Source organism: Marinobacter sp. SS13-12, assembly GCF_030227115.1.
In the GTDB taxonomy this organism is placed as follows: Bacteria; Pseudomonadota; Gammaproteobacteria; order Pseudomonadales; family Oleiphilaceae; genus Marinobacter.
The window spans coordinates 585,801-607,036 of record NZ_JASSUA010000002.1 but is presented as its reverse complement, the minus strand read 5'-3'; the positions used below and the strand labels follow the sequence as shown (position 1 = coordinate 607,036).

18 protein-coding genes are annotated in these 21,236 nt (G+C 58.8%); 14 read left to right on the top strand and 4 right to left on the bottom strand.

Translation table 11 applies throughout. The features are described 5' to 3' along the window. From QPL94_RS15770 to QPL94_RS15760, 3 genes are all read left to right on the top strand, one after another. Nucleotides 1-2,151, top strand: a complete 2,151-nt coding sequence (locus tag QPL94_RS15770; RefSeq protein WP_285358667.1) for a 3-hydroxyacyl-CoA dehydrogenase NAD-binding domain-containing protein — start codon at nucleotides 1-3, stop codon at nucleotides 2,149-2,151. Between the two features lie 237 nt (nucleotides 2,152-2,388). Then, nucleotides 2,389-4,563 (top strand): carboxy terminal-processing peptidase, encoded by a 2,175-nt coding sequence (locus QPL94_RS15765; RefSeq protein ID WP_502881552.1) that lies wholly within the window; start codon nucleotides 2,389-2,391, stop codon nucleotides 4,561-4,563. A 34-nt stretch (nucleotides 4,564-4,597) separates the two neighbouring features. Further along, the gene (locus tag QPL94_RS15760; protein ID WP_285358666.1) at nucleotides 4,598-5,320 is read left to right on the top strand and encodes a helix-turn-helix transcriptional regulator; all 723 of its coding nucleotides are present in this window, start codon (nucleotides 4,598-4,600) and stop codon (nucleotides 5,318-5,320) included. Here QPL94_RS15760 and mtnA read toward each other — a convergent pair. Next, a complete protein-coding gene (mtnA, locus tag QPL94_RS15755) occupies nucleotides 5,309-6,373 on the bottom strand; it encodes an S-methyl-5-thioribose-1-phosphate isomerase (RefSeq protein ID WP_285358664.1) in 1,065 nt (354 codons plus the stop codon). The two genes, QPL94_RS15760 and mtnA, sit on opposite strands and share 12 nt — an antisense overlap. Before the next feature lie 159 nt (nucleotides 6,374-6,532). On the opposite strand from mtnA, the gene QPL94_RS15750 reads away from it, so the two are divergent. The 8 genes from QPL94_RS15750 (at nucleotide 6,533) to rdgC (ending at nucleotide 12,306) form a co-directional block, all read left to right on the top strand. Beyond that, the gene (locus tag QPL94_RS15750) at nucleotides 6,533-7,873 is read left to right on the top strand and encodes a TRZ/ATZ family hydrolase (protein WP_285358663.1); all 1,341 of its coding nucleotides are present in this window, start codon (nucleotides 6,533-6,535) and stop codon (nucleotides 7,871-7,873) included. A gap of 34 nt (nucleotides 7,874-7,907) precedes the next feature. Then, a complete protein-coding gene (gene ubiG / locus QPL94_RS15745) occupies nucleotides 7,908-8,636 on the top strand; it encodes a bifunctional 2-polyprenyl-6-hydroxyphenol methylase/3-demethylubiquinol 3-O-methyltransferase UbiG (protein ID WP_285358661.1) in 729 nt (242 codons plus the stop codon). Then, the gene (locus QPL94_RS15740) at nucleotides 8,633-9,301 is read left to right on the top strand and encodes an HAD family hydrolase (protein WP_285358660.1); all 669 of its coding nucleotides are present in this window, start codon (nucleotides 8,633-8,635) and stop codon (nucleotides 9,299-9,301) included. The genes ubiG and QPL94_RS15740 overlap by 4 nt, the downstream gene beginning before the upstream one ends. A gap of 21 nt (nucleotides 9,302-9,322) precedes the next feature. Then, nucleotides 9,323-10,072 (top strand): YciK family oxidoreductase, encoded by a 750-nt coding sequence (locus QPL94_RS15735; RefSeq protein ID WP_285358659.1) that lies wholly within the window; start codon nucleotides 9,323-9,325, stop codon nucleotides 10,070-10,072. Then, nucleotides 10,073-10,306, top strand: a complete 234-nt coding sequence (locus QPL94_RS15730) for a glutaredoxin family protein (RefSeq protein WP_137437860.1) — start codon at nucleotides 10,073-10,075, stop codon at nucleotides 10,304-10,306. Between the two features lie 12 nt (nucleotides 10,307-10,318). Beyond that, complete coding sequence (gene yaaA, locus QPL94_RS15725; RefSeq protein WP_285358655.1) at nucleotides 10,319-11,089, top strand: peroxide stress protein YaaA; 771 nt, start codon at nucleotides 10,319-10,321, stop codon at nucleotides 11,087-11,089. Between the two features lie 25 nt (nucleotides 11,090-11,114). Beyond that, a complete protein-coding gene (locus tag QPL94_RS15720) occupies nucleotides 11,115-11,315 on the top strand; it encodes a DUF2788 domain-containing protein (RefSeq protein WP_285358653.1) in 201 nt (66 codons plus the stop codon). A 61-nt stretch (nucleotides 11,316-11,376) separates the two neighbouring features. After that, on the top strand, nucleotides 11,377-12,306 hold the full coding sequence (gene rdgC / locus QPL94_RS15715; protein ID WP_285358651.1) for a recombination-associated protein RdgC: 930 nt from the start codon (nucleotides 11,377-11,379) through the stop codon (nucleotides 12,304-12,306). 10 nt (nucleotides 12,307-12,316) lie between these two features. Here rdgC and QPL94_RS15710 read toward each other — a convergent pair whose 3' ends face one another. Next, nucleotides 12,317-15,061, bottom strand: a complete 2,745-nt coding sequence (locus QPL94_RS15710; RefSeq protein WP_285358650.1) for a bifunctional acetate--CoA ligase family protein/GNAT family N-acetyltransferase — start codon at nucleotides 15,059-15,061, stop codon at nucleotides 12,317-12,319. A gap of 172 nt (nucleotides 15,062-15,233) precedes the next feature. Between QPL94_RS15710 and QPL94_RS15705 the strand changes: the two genes are divergently transcribed. Then, nucleotides 15,234-16,160, top strand: a complete 927-nt coding sequence (locus QPL94_RS15705; RefSeq protein WP_285358648.1) for a histone deacetylase family protein — start codon at nucleotides 15,234-15,236, stop codon at nucleotides 16,158-16,160. A 37-nt stretch (nucleotides 16,161-16,197) separates the two neighbouring features. Here the strand turns inward: QPL94_RS15705 and QPL94_RS15700 are convergent, their stop codons facing one another. Continuing rightward, on the bottom strand, nucleotides 16,198-17,118 hold the full coding sequence (locus QPL94_RS15700) for a flagellar protein MotY (protein ID WP_285358647.1): 921 nt from the start codon (nucleotides 17,116-17,118) through the stop codon (nucleotides 16,198-16,200). Nucleotides 17,119-17,279: 161 nt separating this feature from the next. On the opposite strand from QPL94_RS15700, the gene pyrC reads away from it, so the two are divergent. Both pyrC and rnt read left to right on the top strand, forming a co-directional pair. After that, nucleotides 17,280-18,317, top strand: coding sequence for a dihydroorotase (pyrC, locus tag QPL94_RS15695; RefSeq protein WP_285358646.1), 1,038 nt, complete (start codon nucleotides 17,280-17,282; stop codon nucleotides 18,315-18,317). Between the two features lie 58 nt (nucleotides 18,318-18,375). Further along, nucleotides 18,376-19,032 carry a ribonuclease T gene (gene rnt, locus QPL94_RS15690; protein WP_285358645.1) on the top strand — a complete coding sequence of 219 codons (657 nt, stop codon included), beginning with the start codon at nucleotides 18,376-18,378 and terminating at the stop codon, nucleotides 19,030-19,032. Nucleotides 19,033-19,089: 57 nt separating this feature from the next. Here rnt and QPL94_RS15685 read toward each other — a convergent pair whose 3' ends face one another. After that, nucleotides 19,090-21,075, bottom strand: coding sequence for an SDR family oxidoreductase (locus tag QPL94_RS15685; protein ID WP_350310642.1), 1,986 nt, complete (start codon nucleotides 21,073-21,075; stop codon nucleotides 19,090-19,092). Between the last annotated feature and the right edge of the window lie 161 nt (nucleotides 21,076-21,236).

Below are 21,236 nucleotides of genomic sequence, written 5' to 3'. Positions count from 1 at the left end.
ATGAGCGCCATTCACTACGACCTGGGTTCAGACCAGATCCTGACCCTGACCATCGACATGCCCGGCCAGTCCGCGAACACCATGAACGCCGACTTCCGCACGGGGCTGACGGAGACCGTGGGCAAGGTTAAAACTGATCTCGACAACATTCGCGGCATTATCATTACATCCGCCAAGAAAACCTTCTTTGCCGGCGGCGACCTGAAAGAACTTCACAAGGTCACGCGGGAAGACGCAGCAGCCTTTGAAGACATGGTTAACGGCCTCAAAGCTGAAATGCGCGCACTGGAAACCAGCGGCAGGCCCATTGTCGCGGCCATCAACGGCTCCGCCCTGGGCGGCGGTCTGGAAATCTGCCTGGCCTGCCACCACCGCGTGGTGATGGATGACGACAAGATCCAGCTGGGCCTGCCTGAAGTCACCCTGGGCCTGCTTCCTGGCGGTGGCGGCACCCAGCGGCTGCCCCGGATGATCGGCCTCGAGGCTGCCTTCCCTTTCCTGATGGAAGGCAAAAAGGTGAACCCGAAAGCCGCGCTCAAGGCCGGTATTGTCGATGAACTGGCCTCCTCCGCCGATGACATGATGGCGAAAGCCCGGGCCTTTATCGAAGCCAACCCGAAATGCCAGCAGACCTGGGACCAGAAAGGCTTCAAATTCCCCGGCGGAGCCCCCCATCACCCGGCCATGGCACAGAAACTGGCCATCGCTCCGGCGATGCTGAAGCAGAAGACCAAAGGCTGCTACCCCGCACCGGAGCGTATCCTGTCCGCGGCCGTAGAAGGTGCGCAGGTGGACTTTGATAACGCCAGTCTGATCGAAACCCGTTATTTTGCAGAGCTGGTTACCGGCCAGGTCGCCAAGAACATGACCGGCACCTTCTGGTTCCAGCTCAATGCGGTGAATGCCGGTGAAAGCCGGCCCGCAGGCGTGGAAAAGGAAACCTTCCGCAAGGTGGGCGTTCTCGGTGCCGGCATGATGGGCGCCGGCATTGCCTATTCTACCGCCACTCGCGGTATTGACGTGGTGCTCAAGGACGTTTCCACGGAAAACTCCGAAAAGGGCAAAGCCTATTCCGAGAAGCTGCTGGCGAAGAAAGTCAGCCGCGGGCGTATGACCGAAGAGCAGAAAACCGGGGTATTGAACCGCATCAAGGCCACCGGCTCCGCCGACGATCTTGAAGATTGCGATCTCGTCATCGAAGCCGTGTTCGAAGACAGCGAACTGAAGGCAAAGGTGACTCAGGAAGCGGAAGCGAAGCTGGTCAACAACGGCATCTTTGCGTCCAACACCTCCACCATTCCCATTACACAGCTTGCGGAAGCGTCAACCAACCCGGCCAATTTCATTGGCCTGCACTTCTTCTCCCCGGTGGACAAGATGCAGCTGGTGGAAATCATCGTGGGCGCCAAAACCTCCGATGAGACCCTGGCCCGTGCCTTTGATTATGTCCAGCAGATCGGCAAGATTCCCATTGTCGTGAACGACAGCCGTGGATTCTTCACCTCCCGGGTCTTCGGCACCTTCGTGAATGAAGGCATCGCCATGCTGGGCGAAGGCATTCACCCTTCCAGCATCGAGAACGCGGGTGTTCTGGCCGGCATGCCTGTGGGGCCGCTGGCGATCTCGGATGAAGTCAGCATGACCCTGATGCAGCACATCCGTGACCAGAGTAAAAAGGACACGGAAGCCGCCGGTAAAACCTGGAAGGCGCACCCGGCGGAGGCAGTGATCGACCAGATGGTCGGCAGCCACAACCGCAAGGGCAAGGCTGCCGGTGCCGGGTTCTATGACTATCCCGACTCCGGCAAGAAACACCTGTGGCCGGAACTGGAAAACCTGTTTGTGGATCAGGAAAAGGCCCGGACTACGGAGCTGCAAGACCTGAAAGACCGCATTCTGTTCATCCAGGCAATTGAAACCGTTCGCTGCCTCGAGGAAGGCGTACTCCGCACGGTAGAAGATGCCAATATCGGCAGCATTTTCGGTATCGGCTTTGCGCCCTGGACCGGCGGCGCCATCCAGTTTATCAACCAGTATGGTGTGAGAGCCTTCGCAGAACGGGCAAAAAATCTCGCGGAGCGATTTGGTGAGCGTTTCACGCCACCGGCCCTGTTGCTGGAAAATGCAGAATCCAACAAAAACTTCATCTGACCCCCGCCTTCCCTTGCCGGAGCCCTTTACGCTCCGGCAAGGGCTCCTGCCTTGCCTGAGAGCTTTCCCGTTTACGAACCTGCCCACTCCATGGACAGATTGTCACGAACCGATACTTCATCGCTATGGCAACCGCACCTGCGCTTGCCTACAATAAAACCATGAGTCAATCGGGCGATATCCGCTGACCCCTTTTTTGTCAACCGTATCGCCACCCACCGTCAGGTACACAAGCTTATGAGCATCGCGGAACGATTTATCAGCCGTTGCAGCAACTCCGGCAAGGGCGGCAGAGCCGGCAAACAGGCAGCCGTCCTGACCCTGATGCTGGCGCTCACCCTGCCAGTCTCGGCCAAGGTGGATACTGACAAAGTCTACGAGCCTGTGTCCCCGACCGTGGAACAAGCCAGGGCGAACATCCTGATCGCGCGGCAATTACAATTTACCCACTTCCGCGACATGAGCATCAACGACTCTCTGTCCGGAGACGTGTTTGATGCCTACCTGGAATACCTCGACGGTCAGCGCATCTACCTGACGCAAAAAGACATCGAGAACTTCAACGCCGTACGGCTGGGGCTTGGCTCGGCCCTCAAAACCGGCCAGCTACAGCCCGGCTTCGATATCTACAACCTGGTGCAGCAACGCATTATCCAACGCCTTGAGTTCGCCCTGGCAATTGTCGATGAAGGTATCGACAAGCTCGACTTCGAAGCCGCTGAAAGCATCCTGCTGGACCGGTCCGAGGCGAATTGGGAAGCCGACAAGGAAGCGCTGGATGCCTTGTGGGTGAAGAGAATCAAGAACGCTGTGCTCGCCCAGCGCCTCAACGGAACTGATGATGAAGGCATTGAAGATGCTCTGCGCCGCCGCTACGAAGGCCAACTGAAGCGTGCCTACCAGGCCCGCAGTGAGGATGCCTTCCAGGCCTATATGAATGCCTTTGCCGGCATGTGGGACCCGCACACGTCGTACTTCTCACCGCGCACCTCCGAGAACTTCAACATCAACATGAGCCTTTCGCTGGAAGGCATTGGCGCCGTGTTGCAGTCAGACAACGAGTACACCAAAGTGGTCCGCCTGGTACCCGGCGGGCCAGCATCCAAGCAGGGCCAGCTTGAGCCAGCGGACCGCATTGTGTCGGTCAAACAGGAAGATGAGAGCAAGGCCGTAAACGTTATCGGCTGGCGCCTCGATGAAGTGGTGGACCTGATTCGTGGTCCCCGTGAGTCGACCGTTACCCTCGAAGTTATTCCCGCTGACGCCCCGGATGAAACCGTCACCGAGACCATCGCCATCAAGCGCGACAAGGTGAAGCTGGAAGAGCAAAGCGCCAGCAGCGAAGTGATTGAGTTCGATCGTGGTAGTGACACGTTCCGCATCGGCGTGATCCACATTCCCACCTTCTATGCCGATTTCAAGGCGATGCAGAACGGTGACCCGAATTACAAGAGCACCACCCGCGATGTCCGCAAACTGATCGATGAGCTCAAGGCAGAAGGAATTGATGGTGTGGTGATGGACCTCCGCAACAACGGCGGCGGCGCTCTTCACGAAGCCAACGACCTGGTCGGCCTGTTTATCGAAAAGGGCCCCACCGTTCAGATCCGCAACTCCAATAACGACGTGCAGGTACTGAACGACGAAGACCCCTCGGTTTCCTACGACGGCCCGCTGGTGGTTCTGGTCAATCGCATGAGTGCATCGGCATCAGAGATCTTTGCCGGCGCCATTCAGGATTATGGCCGGGGCCTGGTAGTAGGCTCCCAAACCTTCGGCAAGGGCACCGTTCAGGCAGTACGCCCGCTGAACCATGGCCAGTTGAAGATCACCCAGAGCAAGTTCTACCGGGTTTCCGGCGGCTCCACGCAACACAAGGGCGTGATTCCCGATATCGAGATCCCGTCAAGAGTGGACAAGACCCGCATCGGTGAAGATGCCCTGGATCATGCCCTGCCCTGGGACCAGATCGAAGCCGTACCCCACACCCGCTATTTTGACTTCAGCAGTGTGATTGACGAATTGCGCACACGTCACGACAACCGGTTTGAAGACCATCCGGAATTCCAGTTGCTGCAGAAAGAAATCGAATTTCTCAAGCAACAGCGGGAGCAGACGTCCGTCAGCCTCAACATCGACGACCGCAAGGAATATCAGTCACAGATTGAACGTACGCGCCTCAGCATTGCCAATGCCCGCCGCGAGATTCATGGTGGCGACCCGTTCGACAGCCTGGAAGAGCTGGACGAATGGCAGGACCAACAGGCAGCAGATCTGGACAGCACCGATGAGGAAATGGACTTTATTGTTCATGAAGGCGGCAACATCATGGCCGACATGCTGGAACTGGATCAACGCATGGCCTCCATCCTGGACATCAAACAGATAACCGCTCAGGCCCAGGCGCGCTGAGCGGCCCAAACTCCTCCGTGAACGGGCGTTAGCCATGGCTGACAAGGAAGAAGACCGGAACAGGGCACGCCTGCTGGAAGGTATGCTGATGGACGCCATGCATGCCATGAGGTCCATGGAAGAGGTAGGACATGTTCAGGGTGCCGAAGGTCAGGAGGAAAACAAGGGGTCCGAGTCACTCATTGACCGCATTGCCGGCCTCACAGGATCAGCACTACGCTTCGCCGCCAAATCCACGGATACCTCTCTGAAAGTCGGCCGCGCACTGATGAACTCCCAGGATCAGCTTCGCATGATGCTGGCAGCCGGCAACTCCCTGAAAGACATCCGCGAAGTGGCCGGGCTGACCCGGTCGGAAATGAGCGAAGCCCTGAATCTGAAAGACAAATCGGTTCTCGAGGCCATTGAAAACGGCACTACCACACTGTCATTTGAGCTGATACTGCGCCTGGCAGCGCTGATAGCACGTAACGACCCGATTCCGTTTATTCTTCGCACCACCCGCAATTACAACCCCGAGGTCTGGCGAATACTCAACGACTGGGGCATTGGCCGACTACCGCTGCAATTCGAGCGGGAGCGCCAGTTCATCAATATCTTCCGCAGCCATGACGACGCCCGCACCCTCTCTGACGAGGGTTTCCGGAAGGTTCTGGATTTCACCCGTCAGAGTTTCGAAATGTCGCTGCACTTTATCGAAGAGCAGGAAAAGGAAATGGCGGAACTGCGGGCGCAAAAGGACGACTCAGTCGAATAGCGACCACATTCCGGTCACATTGGGCGTGCTGACAACCCCCTTCTCGGTCACGATTACGTCAATCAGGCTTGCCGGCGTCACATCGAATACCGGGTTGAATACTTTGACCCCGGCCGGCGCAATGGCCACTCCCCTGATCTGCCTGAGCTCTGAGCCTTCGCGTTCTTCAATGGGGATATCCTTGCCGGACTCCAGCGACATGTCGACGGTACTGGACGGTGCCACCACCATAAACCCCACTTTGTGGTGGCGAGCCAGCACCGCGAGGCTGTAGGTGCCAATTTTATTGGCAACGTCACCATTGGCGGTAATCCGGTCGGCACCGACGATCACCCAGCGCACTTTACCCGCAGCCATAATGGCAGCCGCCGCACCGTCTGCGTTCAGAGTGACAGGAATACCATCCCGTGACAGTTCCCAGGCGGTCAGCCTGCTGCCCTGCAGCCAGGGGCGGGTCTCATCCGCAAACACGTCCCTGAGCATTTTCGCCTCATGAAGCCGACGGATTACGCCCAGCGCGGTACCATAACCGCCGGTGGCCAGGGCACCGGTATTGCAGTGGGTGAGTACAGAAAACGGCTTGTCGGCAGCCATGTGTTCCAGGGCATTATCGGCCATGGCCAGGTTGGCGGCCAGATCGTCCTCATGAATGCGTTCCGCGGTATTGGCAAGCCGTTTCACAGCTTCATCCAGGGAGTGACAACCGGCGAATTCACGCTCCATTTCCTGCAGCGCCCAGAACAGGTTGACCGCTGTCGGCCGCGATGCGGCCAATTCGCGTATGGCCTGCTTGATCTCGGCTTTCCAGTCACCACCGCCGGCATGGCGGGCGGCCAGGGCCACTCCATAGGCGGCGCTTATGCCAATGGCCGGGGCACCTCTCACCACCATGTCCCGGATACACTGGGCAACACCGGAGGCGCCCTCCAGCGTAATCCAGTGCTCCTGGTCGGGCAGCAGCCGCTGATCCAGCAGCTCTAGACTGCCGCCATGCCAGCGTATGGCCACGGTTCCAATGGAGCGCTTACCGGATGAACCAGTGGTTTTGCTCATTCAGTCACTCCAGACAGGTTACAAAAAGGCAGTATACCTGTGATAACACTCCAAACTCAGCCCCCAGGGTAGTTCTTGGTCCGGGTGGTCGCTATACTTTCGGGCTACATTCTTCGGCTGCACGGACGTTTTCCGGGCGGCCCGGCCAAGGCAGGGTAAATGACGGCAGACACCATTACCGCAGCAGATATTCGCATCAACGCACGCTGGGTTATCCCCATAGAGCCCGCGAACGCGGTACTGGAACACCAGGCGGTGCTTGTCCAGGGCGAACGGATTGCCGCAGTGGTCTCCCGGGATGAAGCCGATGCCCGTTACCGTGCCAAGGAAACCATCGACCTGCCCAACCATGTGGTGCTTCCCGGCCTGATCAATATGCATGGCCATGCCGCCATGTCGCTGTTCCGGGGATTGGCAGACGACCTGCCGCTGATGACCTGGCTGAATGACCATATCTGGCCCGCCGAAGGCGCGTTTGTCAGCGAGCCATTCATTGCCGATGGTACGCAGCTGGCCATGGCAGAAATGCTTCGCACCGGCACCACCACCTTTGCGGACATGTACTTTTTCCCCGAAATCGTTGCACAGCTTGCCAAAGACGCCGGCATGCGCGCCCAGGTTTGTTTTCCCCTGCTGGATTTCCCGACGCCCTGGGGAGCCGGGCCAGACGAATACCTGGCCAAGGGCGAGGGCTTCATCCGCCAGTGGCAGGACGACCCGTTCATTATGCCGGCCATCGGCCCCCATGCGCCTTACACGGTGTCTGACGAGCCACTGACAAAAGCCGTGGCGCTGTCACGGAGCACTGGCACGCCTATCCAGATCCACCTCCATGAAACCGCCTTCGAGGTGGCCGATGCCCTGGAGAAAACCGGCAAACGACCCACAGCACGAATGGCAGAGCTGGGCGTACTTGGGCCCACAACCCAGTGTGTCCACATGACCCAGATTGATGACTCGGACATACAATTGCTGAAAGACACCGGCGCCCAGGTGATTCATTGCCCGGAATCCAATCTCAAGCTGGCCAGCGGCCTCAGCCCGGTACAGAAATTCCGCGAGGCGGGCATCAATGTCGCCATTGGCACCGACGGTGCTGCCAGCAATAATGACCTGGATCTGTTTGGCGAACTTAGCACCGCGTCCATGCTGGCCAAGGTGGTGGCTGATGATGCCACGGCGTTGTCTGCCCATGAGGCGCTGGCCATGGCCACGATCGACGGTGCAAAGGCACTGGGGCGCGCCCATGAGCTGGGATCACTGCAAGCCGGTAAGCTGGCAGATATCATTGCCGTGGACCTGGGCGACCCATTCCTGCAGCCGGTGTACGATCCGGCCTCTCACCTTGTTTACAGCAACCATGGCCGCCAGGTAAGCCATAGCTGGATCAACGGCGTACCTCAGGTACAGGAAGGCAGGCTGACCCGTATTGACGTACCAGACCTGATGCTCCGCGTCCGGGGCTGGGCAGACCGTATCCGCGAGCAGCAAACCAGCTGACGCCCGACATATTCGTTATCAGGCAGAACCAACTATGAGCACTCAGAACGTAGACCACAACGAAATCGCCAAATTCGAGGCACTGGCCAGCCGCTGGTGGGACCCCACCAGCGAGTTCCGCCCTCTGCACGACATCAACCCCCTGCGCCTCAACTACATTGACGAGCGCGTGCCCCTGGCGGGAAAGCGGGCCCTGGATGTCGGCTGCGGCGGCGGCCTGTTGTCCGAGGGCATGGCACAGCGGGGCGCGCACGTGACGGGCATAGACATGGGCGAAGCACCGCTGGCAGTGGCCAGGCTCCATGGCATGGAAAGCGGCATCAAGGTGGACTATCGCCAGATCACTGTTGAAGAGCTGGCAATCGACCCGGAACACACCGGCCGGTACGATGTGGTCACCTGCCTGGAAATGCTGGAGCATGTGCCGGACCCGGCTTCCGTCATCAAGGCCTGCGCTGCCCTGCTGAAGCCCGGCGGACATCTGTTCGTGTCCACCATCAACCGTAACCCCAAGTCGTTCCTGTTCGCGATTGTGGGCGCTGAGTATGTGCTCAGGCTGCTGCCGAAGGGCACGCACGAATGGCGCAAGTTCATCCGCCCCTCGGAAATGTCGGATCATCTGCGCCACGCCGGGCTGAACATCTGCGAACTGACGGGCATGACCTACAACCCGATCACCAAAGTGTATCGCCTGGGGCGGGATGTGGACGTCAACTATATGATGCATGCCATGGATACACGCGAGGAAACGGATCCGTCGTGACATCATCGCCCTCCGCGCCCTCAACCGTCCTGTTCGACCTGGACGGCACACTGATTGATACCGCACCGGATTTTATCCGTTGCCTGAATGAACTGCGCCGGGCCCACGGGCTGCAGGCACTGCCGGCGCCCCACATCCGCCGTTCGGTTTCCAACGGCGCCAGGGCGATGATCCTCGTGGGCTTTGGCCTTGAGCCGGATCATCCGGACTACCTGGAGAAACACACGGCGTTTCTCGACCTGTATGAAGCCGGCGTGGCTGTGGAAACCACCCTGTTCGAAGGCGTGGACGCTATCCTGAAGGACCTGGAAGCCCGGAATATTCCCTGGGGCATCGTCACCAACAAACCGGTTCGATTTGCGGCGCCATTGATAGAGGCCCTGGGCCTGGCGGAGCGCTGCTCTACCCTGATCTGCCCCGACCATGTCACTAACCGGAAACCGCACCCGGAGGCGCTGTTTCTGGCCTGCCGCGAGGTGGGCGCCGACCCCGCCACCGGCGTGTACGTGGGTGACCATGAACGGGACATCGAGGCCGGACGCAACGCGGGCATGAAAACCATCGCGGTACGTTACGGTTATATCGAACAGCCAGAGGCGGTTGACCTGTGGCAAGCTGACATCGTGGCTGACACCGTCAGCGACCTGGCAAAACTGTTACAATAGAGTTCCAAACGGAGACACAGAATGCAGGACTATAAAGCACCGGCAGACTTGCTGAAAGATCGCATCATTATGGTAACCGGTGCCGGTAGCGGCATCGGACGGGCGGCTGCAAAAGCCTACGCGGCCCATGGTGCCACTGTGATCCTTGTAGGCCGCACCGTTTCCAAGCTGGAATCCGTGTATGACGAAATCGAGGCTGCCGGCCACCCGAAACCGGCCATCGTACCGCTTAACTTCGAGGGGGCTGCAGTCAAGGAGTACGAAGAGCTGGCGATGACGATCGAAGACAATTTCGATCATCTCGACGGCCTGCTTCACAACGCTGCCATCCTGGGCACGCGCAGCCCCATCGAGCTTTATGACCCGGAAATCTGGAACAAGGTGATGCACGTGAACTCCACCGCTCCGTTCCTGCTGAGCCGCGCCATGATCCCGCTGCTGCGCAAGTCCGATGATGCCTCGGTGATTTTCACCTCTTCCGGAGTCGGCCGCAGAGCCAAGCCGTACTGGGGCGCCTATGCGGTTTCCAAGTTCGCCATCGAAGGGTTGAGCCAGATGCTGGCAGAAGAACTGGATGATGATCGCCATAATGTGCGGGTGAACAGCCTCAATCCGGGCGCAACCCGCACCAATATGAGAGCCACGGCGTATCCCGCCGAGAACCCGCAGCAGAATCCCGCACCGGAAGACCTGATGCCGGTTTACCTGTACCTGATGGGGCGGGACAGCGCAGGCATCAATGGCCAGCAGATAGACGCACAGCCCAAGTAAATGGAACTGACTTTTTACACCACGTCCCAGTGCCACCTGTGCGAACTGGCGGAAGCGCTGCTGGTGAATACGCCCATGCCTGCGCCCATTCCCGTCGACGCGGTGGACATTGCCCAGTCCAGGCAACTGGTGGAACGCTACGGCACGCGCATTCCGGTACTGCGCCGTAACGACACCGGCGAGGAGCTGGACTGGCCTTTCACCAGTGACCAGTTACTGAACTTTCTCCGATGAGGATTGCCCGACATGTTGATGGTTATTTCCCCTGCAAAAACGCTGGACTACGAAAGCCCGCTGGCCACCACCAAGGCCACTCAGCCGGCTTTCCTGGACGACGCCTGCGAGCTGGTTGACCAGCTCAAGGAGTTGGAACCCCACGACATCAGCAACCTGATGGGGGTCAGCGACAAGCTCGGCCAGCTCAATGCCGAGCGTTTTCGCTCGTGGCACACCCCCTTCACACTGGAGAATGCACGCCAGGCGGTGCTGGCGTTCAAAGGCGACGTCTATACCGGGCTGGATGCGGAAAGCTTCAGCGACAAGGAATTCGAGATTGCCCAGAAGCGCCTGCGGATACTCTCCGGCCTCTACGGGGTGCTCAAACCCCTGGACCTGATGCAGCCCTACCGCCTGGAAATGGGTACAAAATTCGAGAATCATCGCGGTAAAGACCTGTATGCCTTCTGGGGCAGCAAGATTACCGACGAACTCAACCGGCTGCTGAAGGCGGATGACGGCGTGCTGGTGAACCTGGCCTCCAATGAATACTTCAAGAGCGTGCGCAAGAAAGAGCTGGATGCCCGCCTGATCACCCCCCAGTTCAAGGACTGGAAAAACGGCCAGTACAAGATGATCAGCTTCTACGCCAAGAAGGCCCGGGGACTGATGTGCCGCTACGCCATCCAGAACAACATTACCCAGGCAGACGATCTCAAGGGCTTTGATCTTGAGGGCTATCGTTATAGCGAGGAGCAGTCCAGTGCAGACAACTGGGTGTTCCTGAGGGACGAGCAGTAAACGTTTCACAAACCCGGAGTCATTAATGAACGAAGCAGTATTCGCAGAGATTTCCATGCTGGTCTTGCTGACCGGCCTGATTGTCTGGATGGGTTTTATTGTCTGGGACCTCGCCAGGAAGTCCCAGGCGGGCCGGTTCGGCACCGTTGCCCTGTTCACCATTCTGGGCGCCGGAGTGGTGGGTTTTATCGTTAAAACCGTAATGGTCGAAATCATGCAGATTTGAGGTATCATCCCTCCCCTTCCTGACTTTCAACATCACCCCATAACCAACAAGGACCCGGACCATGTGGTTTCGTAATGCCCGCGTTTTCCGTTTTACCAAGCCATTTGAAATAACGGCCGAAGCCCTGGAAGCGAAGCTTCAGGCCGACGCCTTCAAGCCCTGTGGTCCACAGGAAACGTCACGCCAGGGCTGGGTACCGCCCATGGGCAAGCACAGCGACCTGCTGGTTCACAGTGCCGGTGGTTACCACCTGATCGCCCTGCGAAAAGAAGAAAAGCTATTGCCCGCCTCCGTTATCAAGGAGCTGGTGGACGAGAAGGCTGAAATGATCGAGGCTGAGCAGCATCGCAAGGTACGACGCAAGGAAAAGGACGAGCTCAAAGAAGGGGTGATGCTGGAAATGCTGCCCCGGGCCTTTTCCAAGAACCGCCGCTGCTACGCCTACCTGGCCCCCGCTGATGGCGTGCTGGTAGTGGATGCCGGCTCCGCCAAGCAGGCGGAAGACCTGGCCTCTACCCTGCGCAAGAGCGTGGGCTCACTGCCGGTTCGTCCACCTGCGGTGGAACAGGCGCCGGCGTTCACCTTCACCGGCTGGCTGAACGAGTCCATCGACCTGCCTGCCAGTATCGAGCTGGGCACTGAATGTGAGCTGAAAGATACTTCGGAGGACGGTGGTGTGGTGCGCTGCAAGGGCCTGGACCTTCAGGGCGATGAAATCCGCAGCCACCTGGACGCCGGTATGCAGGTCACCAAGCTGTCCGTGACCTGGGATGACAACCTTTCCTTCGTGCTGGATGAGGAGCTGGGAATCCGTCGCCTGAAATTCGGCGACACCCTGCAGGAAAAGCTGGACGACGTGGACGCAGACGATGCCGCCGCCCGCTTTGATGCGGCATTTTCCCTGATGACACTGGAGCTGGCCAGGCTGATCCCCGGCCTGCTGGAAGCACTGGGCGGGGAAGACCGTTCCGCCATTGTTGAAGAAGGCTGATAACCGGTCGTCAGTGGGAGGTCTGCTCCAGACGCTCCCGCTGCCAGTCTTTCTCCGGCTCGTTGAGCACCAGGGTCAGGTCCATGACTTCCTCTTCCGGGTTGTAACGGATCTCAAAGCCCAGGTGCTCTGCCAGCCGCAACATCGGGCGATTATCCGCCAGCACATTACCGACCATTTCCATCGTGCCCTTGGCGCGGCAGTAATCGATCATTTTCTGCATCAGGGCCACGCCCAGGCCTTCGCCCTTCATCTTGTCGTGCACCATCACCGCAAACTCGGCCCGCAGGTTGTCGGCGTCTGTCCAGGTACGCACGGTGCCCAGGGTTTCTTCGCCTTCCCCGTCTTCCTTTGGCGCATTGGCAATGAACACCATTTCCCGGTCATAGTCGATCTGGACCATCTGGGCCACGTCTTCCCGTGAGAAATGCTTACGGTACTGGAAGAAGCGATAACGGATGGATTCAGGAGACTGCAGCTCATGGAAGGCCCGGTGGGCGGGCTCGTCTTCCGCCAGTACCGGACGGATAATCACACGGCGACCAGACTTCGGCAGCAGTATCCATTCTTCCAGTTCCCTGGGATACGGCTGAATAATCGGGCGCCCCGGCTTGTCCGCCAGATCAATGGCGACGTTGACAGCAACAGCACCCTGCTCATTGAACAGCAAGGGGGAAATTTCCAGCCCACGGATCTCCGGATTATCAATGACAATCTGGGACAGGGTCACCAGGGTTTCCGATACCGCGCGAATATCCTCTTCCGGTTTCAGGCTGTGCTCTTTCAGCAGCTTGTACATGTAGGTTCGCCGCAACAGTTCCCGCGCCAGCACCATATTCAGTGGCGGCAGGGCGATCTGGCGGTCCGTCATCACATTGATCTGGGCACCGGCAGCACCGCACACCACCAGCGGGCCGAACAGTTTGTCCCGGGTGATGCCAACGCTGAACTCGATACCGCCAACATGCTGGTAGGAGCGCTGAACCGCAAACCCGAGGAAACCACTGTCGGGGTAATGCTTCTGGTACTCCTCCATCAGGAAGCGACAGGAGTCCATGATGGCACCCTCGCTGTTGAGCTTCTGGACGGTACCCTTGTAACGGCGCTGGCCGGGGCTGAGCGCGATCAAAGGGTGACAGGACTGTTCATGAATCAGAGTGATATCCACCGGCCGACGCTCCACGGCAAAGGCTTCCAGCACCTCTTCCATATCGTCGCAGTAGATGGTGTCCACCGCGTTGATGCCATAGTCACCAATCACATCCCGGGCTTCCCGGTTGGAAAGGTGGCTGCGCCCCGCGCGTATAGCGTTGACCACGACCCGACGGGTCTGCGTGTGGTCAGCAAGGTGGTCGGTAAAGGACTCCGGCGTTTCCGTCAGCAGCCGCTGCACACGCTGGTGACGCACATGCTGCATGAATGCCACCACCGCCTTCTCCGGGTTGAAGAACGACGGCAGTCCGGCCCGGTAGAATTCGTCACGGGCGTCCAGCACCGTGCTCTGCCCCAGCCAGCAGGTAAACACATTCAACCGTGTGCCCTTGGTCGCCTGCACCACCGCATCCGCAATCTGCAGGCTATCCTGGGTCAGGCTTGGCGCGTACATAATCAGAACGTTGGCCACTTCCGGGTCTTTGGCCAGGACCTTGACCGCCTGGGCATACAGTTCCGGCGAGGCGTTATAACCAAGATCGATCGGGTTTTTGCGGGTCCAGTAAGGGGGCAGCAATTCCGCCAGTGAGTCAATGGACTTTCCGGACAATTCCGCCAGCTCGCCACCCAGATAGGCCAGCCGGTCCACCGCCAGAACCCCGGGGCCGACACCGTTAGCCATGATCGCCAGGGTTTCACGCCGCAACGGACGCATTCGGGTGAGGGTTTCCAGGGCATCGAACATCTGCCCCAGGCCGTCCACCCGCAACACACCGGCACGCTGTAACATGGCATCATAGATGGGATCACTGCGGGTGATCCCGGCGGGTAATTCGTGGTGGAACCACTCCGATTCCGGCACCCGGCCGCTTTTCACCGCAATCACCGGCTTGGTGCGCGAAGCCACACGGACGGCGGACATAAAACGGCGCGGATTGGGAATGTTCTCGATGTGCAGCAGTATGGCGCGGGTCTGGCTGTCCTGGGCCAGGTAGTCGATCAGGTCATCGTGGTCGATATCCATGCCATCGCCCAGGGTCAGGAAGTAGGAGAAGCCCACTCCCCGGGCAAAAGCCCAGTCAATCACCGAACTGGCGATGGTGCCCGACTGGCCCACGAACGCCACCTTGCCGGGTATCGCGCCCATGTGGGCATAGGTTGCGTTCAGGCTGCGAGCAGGCACCATCAGGCCGATGGTGTTCGGTCCAAGCACCCGGATGCCGGTTTCCCGGGCCGCATCGCGGACCGAATACATCAACGGCTGGCCGGTCTTGCTGTGGCTACGGGACATGCCACCGGTCATCACAATCGCGGTACGGACACCGGCCTCCCCCAGCCGTTTGATCACCTTTGGCACGGTGTCCGGGGGTGTACAGATAATCGCCAGGTCAGGGCTAAAGTCCATATGGGACACTTTCCGGACGCAGGGCACGCCGTGTACGTTGTCATAATCATTCTGGTTGACCACCAGCAGCTGGCCGGGATAACCACCGCCAAGCAGGTTACGCAGCACCATACCGCCCAGGTTATCTGCCCGCTCCGAGGCCCCGATAACCGCTATGGAAGAGGGATTGAAAAGGCTTTCCAGGTATCGGGTGCTCAAGCGTTGCTCCTTGCTGCGGATCGACCGGGCGGATGTACACCCTATCTTAGGCGCTTGTCTGGTGATGTAAAATGTCTATCGCCACCATAAGACCAAAGAAACACGGCAGGGCTACCGTATCCCTGATAATATTGAACAAAATACAAGCATAACCAGAGCGTTCGGGATCAGCATGACTACGGGATTTTTCTCTCACGACGACTGCATGAAACACACCATGGGGGCAGAGCATCCGGAGTCCCCGGAACGGCTTGCGGCCATTATCAGTTACCTGGCAGATACCGGCATGGAGCAGGAACTGGACTGGGTAAGGCCGGATGAAGCCACGCGGGACCAGTTGCTGACCGTTCATCCCGAGCGCTACCTGCATCAACTGGAGCTGATGCAGCCCACCAGGGGGCGGGTCTATACCGACCCCGACACCGCGATGATGCCGGATACCCTGCGGGCCGCCCGCCTGGCCGCCGGCGCCAGTATTGAAGCGGTCGACATGGTACTCAGCAGTCAGCTCACCAATGCATTCGTGTGTGCCCGGCCACCGGGGCACCATGCCGAGCGCAGTAAATCCATGGGTTTCTGCTTCTACAACAACATTGCCCTGGCTGCGATGCGCGCCCTGAATTTCCACCACCTGGAACGGGTGGCCATCATTGATTTTGATGTCCACCAGGGCAACGGCACCGTCGATATCGTGGGCGGTGATGAGCGCATTCTGATGTGCTCCAGTTTTCAGCACCCGTTCTATCCCCACTCCCACGTGCACCGGCAGGCTGAGAACATTATCAACACCCCCATCCAGGCCGGGACCTCTGCTGACGAATATCGTAAAACGGTGGAAGCTGCCTGGGTGAAACGGCTACAGGATTTCCGCCCACAGCTGGTGCTGATTTCCGCCGGTTTCGACGGCCACCGGCTCGATCCCATGGCGGAACTGAATCTGGAAGTGGATGATTATCGCTGGCTGACGGAGATGATCACCAGCATAGCCGCTGACTCCGCCAATGACCGGATCATCTCCACGCTTGAAGGGGGGTATCATCTGAAGGCGCTGGCAGAAAGCGTGAATGTGCACCTTGAAGTGCTCAATTCCATTCGCTGATTGCTGGATTCAAGGCCGGCGCCTCAGGTGCCAGAGGTCAGGTATTGGGTGTTGCGGCATCATAGCCATTGGCCTGCTGCAGATCCGGCCGTTCGCCTTCCCGCTGCAGGCGGATGGTGGTGCGTCGGTTATCCGCCGGGCGGCCTGACACCTGGTACTGGTCCGCATGGGCCCTGACCGTCACCATATTGGTATCAACACCCTCCCCGATCAGGTAATCCGCCACCACATTGGCCCGTTCTTCGGACAGTGCCCGGTTATTGATACGGCTGCCGCTGCTGTCCGTGTGCCCGTCCACGAAAATCCGTTCCACCGTGGAATCTGCCTGAACGTAAGCCACTATGTTATCCAGCAGCTGCCTGTCGGCCCCGGAAAGACTGGTGCTGCCGGCTGAAAACGGAATACGGGAACGCTTGATCTGGTCATAGTTCACCGGCAGCAAACCGGACGTACAGGAACGGTAGCCGGAAAACTGGCCAGCAAAGTTGATGTTTGAGACCTTCACACGAACCGGGCTGCCGTCATACCAGGACTCCCGGGTCACCGTTGGGTCCATCCCTTCCAGCAGGCCCTGAACCATGTTCATGGCCTGGCGTGAATCCAGTGACACAGGGCGACGACCGTCGTCTATGTTTACCCGTCCCAGGGAGCGGGGTGCTATTCCCGGACGCCAGGATGGAGCCTCTACAACCAGCAGGCCCCGGCCAGGGCGCATCACCGGAGTTTCCGACTCCAGGAAAAAGGACAGGGATTCGCCGGCCCGATGACGGAATATGGCACGGCCGTAACCCGGCACCTGATGCACCAGGGTGCATTCGAAGACAGACTCCGACAGGTACCACTGGCTGTTCTCGATACCGGCACCATAGGTGGCGGCCTGGGCCGCATTGGCGGCAGCCAGTAAGCAGCATGCACTGGAGATCACTGCACTACGCAGGAAGGCTGGAATTCGTGCCATACCATCAGTCCGTCAAAGAAAGTTCACTGGTTACTTAACGGCCGCCACAAAGCATTCTTTAGGGTTCTGGCCTGAAACAATCGATGACGGCTTCTGATATAATTCCGCCAGAATTTTTCAGGGGCCCCATACCAAACGCCCCGGCAAGCCGGAAACCGTCAATGACCAATCAGATCACCATTACCCGCCCGGATGACTGGCATCTTCACGTACGGGACGGAGACATTCTCAAGGACGTAGTGCCAGCCACGGCCCGCTGCTTTCGCCGCGCCATCATCATGCCCAACCTGGTGCCACCTGTAACCGATGCGGAACAGGCCATGGCCTACCGCGACAGGATTCTGGACGCCGCAAGGGGCTATGACTTTGACCCACTGATGACGCTGTACCTGACAGAGACCACCACACCGGACCAGATCCGCGACGCCAAAGCGGCGGGGGTGGTTGCCGCAAAGCTCTACCCTGCCGGCGCCACCACCAATTCCGATTCCGGTGTTACTGATATCCGCAATATCTACCCGGTACTGGAAGCCATGAAGGATTGTGGCATGTTGTTGCTGGTCCACGGTGAAGTGACTGATCAGGACATCGATATCTTTGACCGGGAGAAGATTTTCCTGAAGCGGGTATTGGCGCCGACACTTGAAGCCTTTCCTTCGCTGCGGGTTGTTCTTGAGCATATCACCACAGCAGACTCGGCCGAGTTCGTCCGCAATCACGAGGGCGACAACCTGGGTGCCACCATCACCCCCCAGCACCTGATGTACAACCGCAACCATATGCTGGTCGGCGGCATTCGCCCTCACCTGTACTGCCTGCCGATTCTCAAACGTAACCGGCACCAACAGGCACTGCTGGATGCGGTCGTCAGCGGCGACCGGCGCTTCTTCCTGGGTACCGACTCGGCACCGCATTCAAAGGACCGGAAAGAAACCGCCTGCGGCTGTGCTGGTTGCTATTCCGCCTACAGCGCCATTGCATTGTACGCGGAAGTCTTCGAAGACCTTGGCATTCTCGACAAACTGGAGGCCTTTGCCAGTTTCAACGGCGCCGATTTTTACGGGCTGCCACGAAACACCGACACCATAACCCTGGTGCGGGAAAACTGGGACATGCCCGCTGAGCTGCCCCTGGCAGATGGCACCATTGTCCCGCTGAAAGCAGGTGAAAGCCTGAGATGGCGCCTCGCCCAGAACTGATTCAACACCTGTTCCTATACCAGGCCGGTGGAGCTGGCCAGAAACTCCGGGAGTTCAAGTGACTGACGAAAACAAAGAACGCCACCCCATGTCCCGCCGCTTTCGCGGATTCCTGCCTGTAGTGGTGGATGTGGAAACGGGCGGATTCAATCCCGAGCGGGATGCCCTGCTGGAAATTGCCGCTGTTATACTCACCATGGACGAAGACGGCTGGCTGGTACGTGGAGAAACCCACCTGCAGCAGATTGATCCGTTTGAAGGCGCCAACCTGGAACAGTCAGCCCTCGATTTCACCGGCATTGACCCCTGGAGCCCCGAGCGGGAAGCGGTGCCCGAGCGCGAGGGCCTGAGCGAGATTTTCGGGCCGATTCGCAAGGCGGTCAAAGCCCACGACTGCAAGCGGGCCGTGCTGGTAGGTCATAACGCCACCTTTGATCACAATTTCGTGTTCGCCGCTGCCCTGCGCGCGGATATCCGCCGCAACCCGTTCCACCCCTTCTCCACGTTTGATACCGCAACCCTGGCTGGGCTTGCCTACGGCCACACCGTACTGGCGCAGGCGTGCAAGCTGGCGGGCATTCCCTTCAGTAACAAGGAAGCCCATTCTGCCGCGTATGACGCAGAGAAGACCGCCGACCTGTTCTGCGGCATCGTGAACCGCTGGCGGGAAATTGGCGGCTTCCCACCGCCGCCTGTTCCGGACGAACCGGAATAACGGCCACAAAAAAACCCCGCTTCCCTGGAAGCGGGGTTTTTGTTTTCAGGGTAAGTCTTACCAGTAAATACCCCGCATGATCGCGGCGAAGGCCACCTGTTCAGATGAGACCTTCGGCCTCTCACCCGAGCGGCTGCCAGCAGCGGCCGGAGAATCCGGGAACATACGGTAACCGGTGTTCATCACGATCTCGCCCATCTTCGGCGCCAGCGCCTGCAGCACCTGGGCAAAGATGCCCAGCCGCGTGGCAATGCGCTTGGGCCGGTAGACAATGGCATCCACCACCATGTCGGCGGCTTCGTCCGGCGTCAGCGTGGGCACGGAATCGTAGATCTTGGTAGGCGCAATCATCGGTGTCTTTACCAGCGGCATATTGATGGTGGTAAAGGTGACGTTGCGATCCGACCACTCCGCAGCCGCACAGCGACTGAACGCATCCAGTGCCGACTTGGAGGCCACATAGGCCGAAAACCGCGGCGCATTGGTCAACACACCAATGGAGGAAATATTGATCACGTGACCGCGGTGGCGCTCCAGCATGGCCGGCGCAAAGCCCATGATCAGGCGAACCGAGCCGAAATAGTTCAGCTGCATGGTACGCTCGAAATCATGAAAACGATCGAACGACAGCGCCAGTGAGCGGCGGATTGAACGGCCGGCGTTGTTCACCAGCACGTCCACATGGCCATGGTTATCCAGCACCGTTTTCACAAACCGGTCGCAGTCTTCCATCTCGGCAAAATCGCACTGGTAGGCATGGACGTTACCGCCTCGAGCCTCGAGTTGCGCAGCGACTTCCATCAGGCGTTCTTTCTTGCGGGCACCGATGATCAGAATCGCACCGGCATCTGCGAGCTTTTCTGCTGTCGCCAGTCCAATGCCGGACGTACCACCGGTGATCACACAGACCTTGCCTTCAACGGTGCCGCGCAGGGTGCGGTCCTTGAACAGGTCGGGGTCCAGGTTACGCTCCCAGTAATCCCAGATCACGGCAGAGTAGCTATCAAGGCGTGGCACTTCGATGCCGGTACCCTTCAGAACCCGCTCGGTTTCACGGGCATCAAACTTCGTGGGGTAATTGATGAACGACAGCACTGACGGCGGAATGCCCATGTCGTCCAGTACCGCAGTTGTCAGACGCTTCACCGGAGGCAGGTTTTTCAGGCTCTGGCGGATGAACGGAGGAACAAATCCGAAGATCCGGGAATCCAGACGCATGGCCATGCGGGGCGCGTGACCGGCCTCGGAGAAGATATTGAGAATCTCGCCCACCTTGTAGGGATCGGAATCCACCAGGTGGAAACAGTTGCCGTCCTCGCCTTCCAGATGCGCGATGTGATCCATGGCATTCACCACAAAATCCACCGGAACAATGTTCAGGCGACCGCCCTCAATACCGATGGTCGGCACCCACTGAGGCAGCGCTCGGCGGATTTTCTGGATCATCTTGAAGAAGTAATAGGGGCCGTCGACCTTGTCCATCTCACCGGTTTTTGAGTGACCGATGACCATACCCGGTCGATAGATCCGGAACGGTACCTTGCAGCTCTGGCGAACGACCTTTTCTGACTCGTGCTTGGTCAGCAGGTAAGGATGATCCAGCTTTTCTGCTTCCTCGAACATGTCCTCACGGAACGTGCCCTTGAACATGCCAGCTGCGGCGATGGAGGACACGTGATGGAAACAACCGGCTTCCATGGCTTCTGCCGCCTGTACTGCGCTGAGCGTGCCCTCGATGTTGGTCGCCTGCTGGGCCTTTTCGTCGGCCCCCATGTCGTAAACCGCAGCAAGGTGAAAGAAATGATCAATGTTACCCTTGAGCGATTTCATCGTCTTGGCGTCAATGCCCAGGTCGGGGCTGGTAAGGTCGCCGATCACTGCCTTCACCCGGGACTCATCGGCGCCCCAACGCTCCCTGAGCTGGGCCAGTTTGTCCTGTGATTGCTCGCGCACCAGTACGTGTACTGTGCCGCCACGAGCCAGCAGTTTTTCAACGAGAAAACGGCCGATGAATCCGGTGCCACCCGTCAGAAAGTAATTCATTGATTGTCCACCCTGCTTGTTGCTCATTTGTTGTCTGTCCCTTAGTCGCCAGCGAGGTATTAGACCAAAGTCTTATACGCTCCCGGAACGCCGGCATTGTACTTAATTGCAACTCTCATGTATCCAACTTTTTTAGAGCAATTACTCTTTAACCCTTTGTT

Excerpts from the sequence above, each read along its gene's own strand:
- QPL94_RS15770 (WP_285358667.1), top strand. The coding sequence starts at position 1 with ATGAGCGCCATTCACTACGACCTGGGTTCAGACCAGATCCTGACCCTG.
- QPL94_RS15765 (WP_502881552.1), top strand. The coding sequence starts at position 2,389 with ATGAGCATCGCGGAACGATTTATCAGCCGTTGCAGCAACTCCGGCAAG.
- QPL94_RS15760 (WP_285358666.1), top strand. The coding sequence starts at position 4,598 with ATGGCTGACAAGGAAGAAGACCGGAACAGGGCACGCCTGCTGGAAGGT.
- mtnA (WP_285358664.1), bottom strand. The coding sequence starts at position 6,373 with ATGAGCAAAACCACTGGTTCATCCGGTAAGCGCTCCATTGGAACCGTG.
- QPL94_RS15750 (WP_285358663.1), top strand. The coding sequence starts at position 6,533 with ATGACGGCAGACACCATTACCGCAGCAGATATTCGCATCAACGCACGC.
- ubiG (WP_285358661.1), top strand. The coding sequence starts at position 7,908 with ATGAGCACTCAGAACGTAGACCACAACGAAATCGCCAAATTCGAGGCA.
- QPL94_RS15735 (WP_285358659.1), top strand. The coding sequence starts at position 9,323 with ATGCAGGACTATAAAGCACCGGCAGACTTGCTGAAAGATCGCATCATT.
- QPL94_RS15730 (WP_137437860.1), top strand. The coding sequence starts at position 10,073 with ATGGAACTGACTTTTTACACCACGTCCCAGTGCCACCTGTGCGAACTG.
- yaaA (WP_285358655.1), top strand. The coding sequence starts at position 10,319 with ATGTTGATGGTTATTTCCCCTGCAAAAACGCTGGACTACGAAAGCCCG.
- QPL94_RS15720 (WP_285358653.1), top strand. The coding sequence starts at position 11,115 with ATGAACGAAGCAGTATTCGCAGAGATTTCCATGCTGGTCTTGCTGACC.
- rdgC (WP_285358651.1), top strand. The coding sequence starts at position 11,377 with ATGTGGTTTCGTAATGCCCGCGTTTTCCGTTTTACCAAGCCATTTGAA.
- QPL94_RS15705 (WP_285358648.1), top strand. The coding sequence starts at position 15,234 with ATGACTACGGGATTTTTCTCTCACGACGACTGCATGAAACACACCATG.
- QPL94_RS15700 (WP_285358647.1), bottom strand. The coding sequence starts at position 17,118 with ATGGCACGAATTCCAGCCTTCCTGCGTAGTGCAGTGATCTCCAGTGCA.
- pyrC (WP_285358646.1), top strand. The coding sequence starts at position 17,280 with ATGACCAATCAGATCACCATTACCCGCCCGGATGACTGGCATCTTCAC.
- QPL94_RS15685 (WP_350310642.1), bottom strand. The coding sequence starts at position 21,075 with ATGAATTACTTTCTGACGGGTGGCACCGGATTCATCGGCCGTTTTCTC.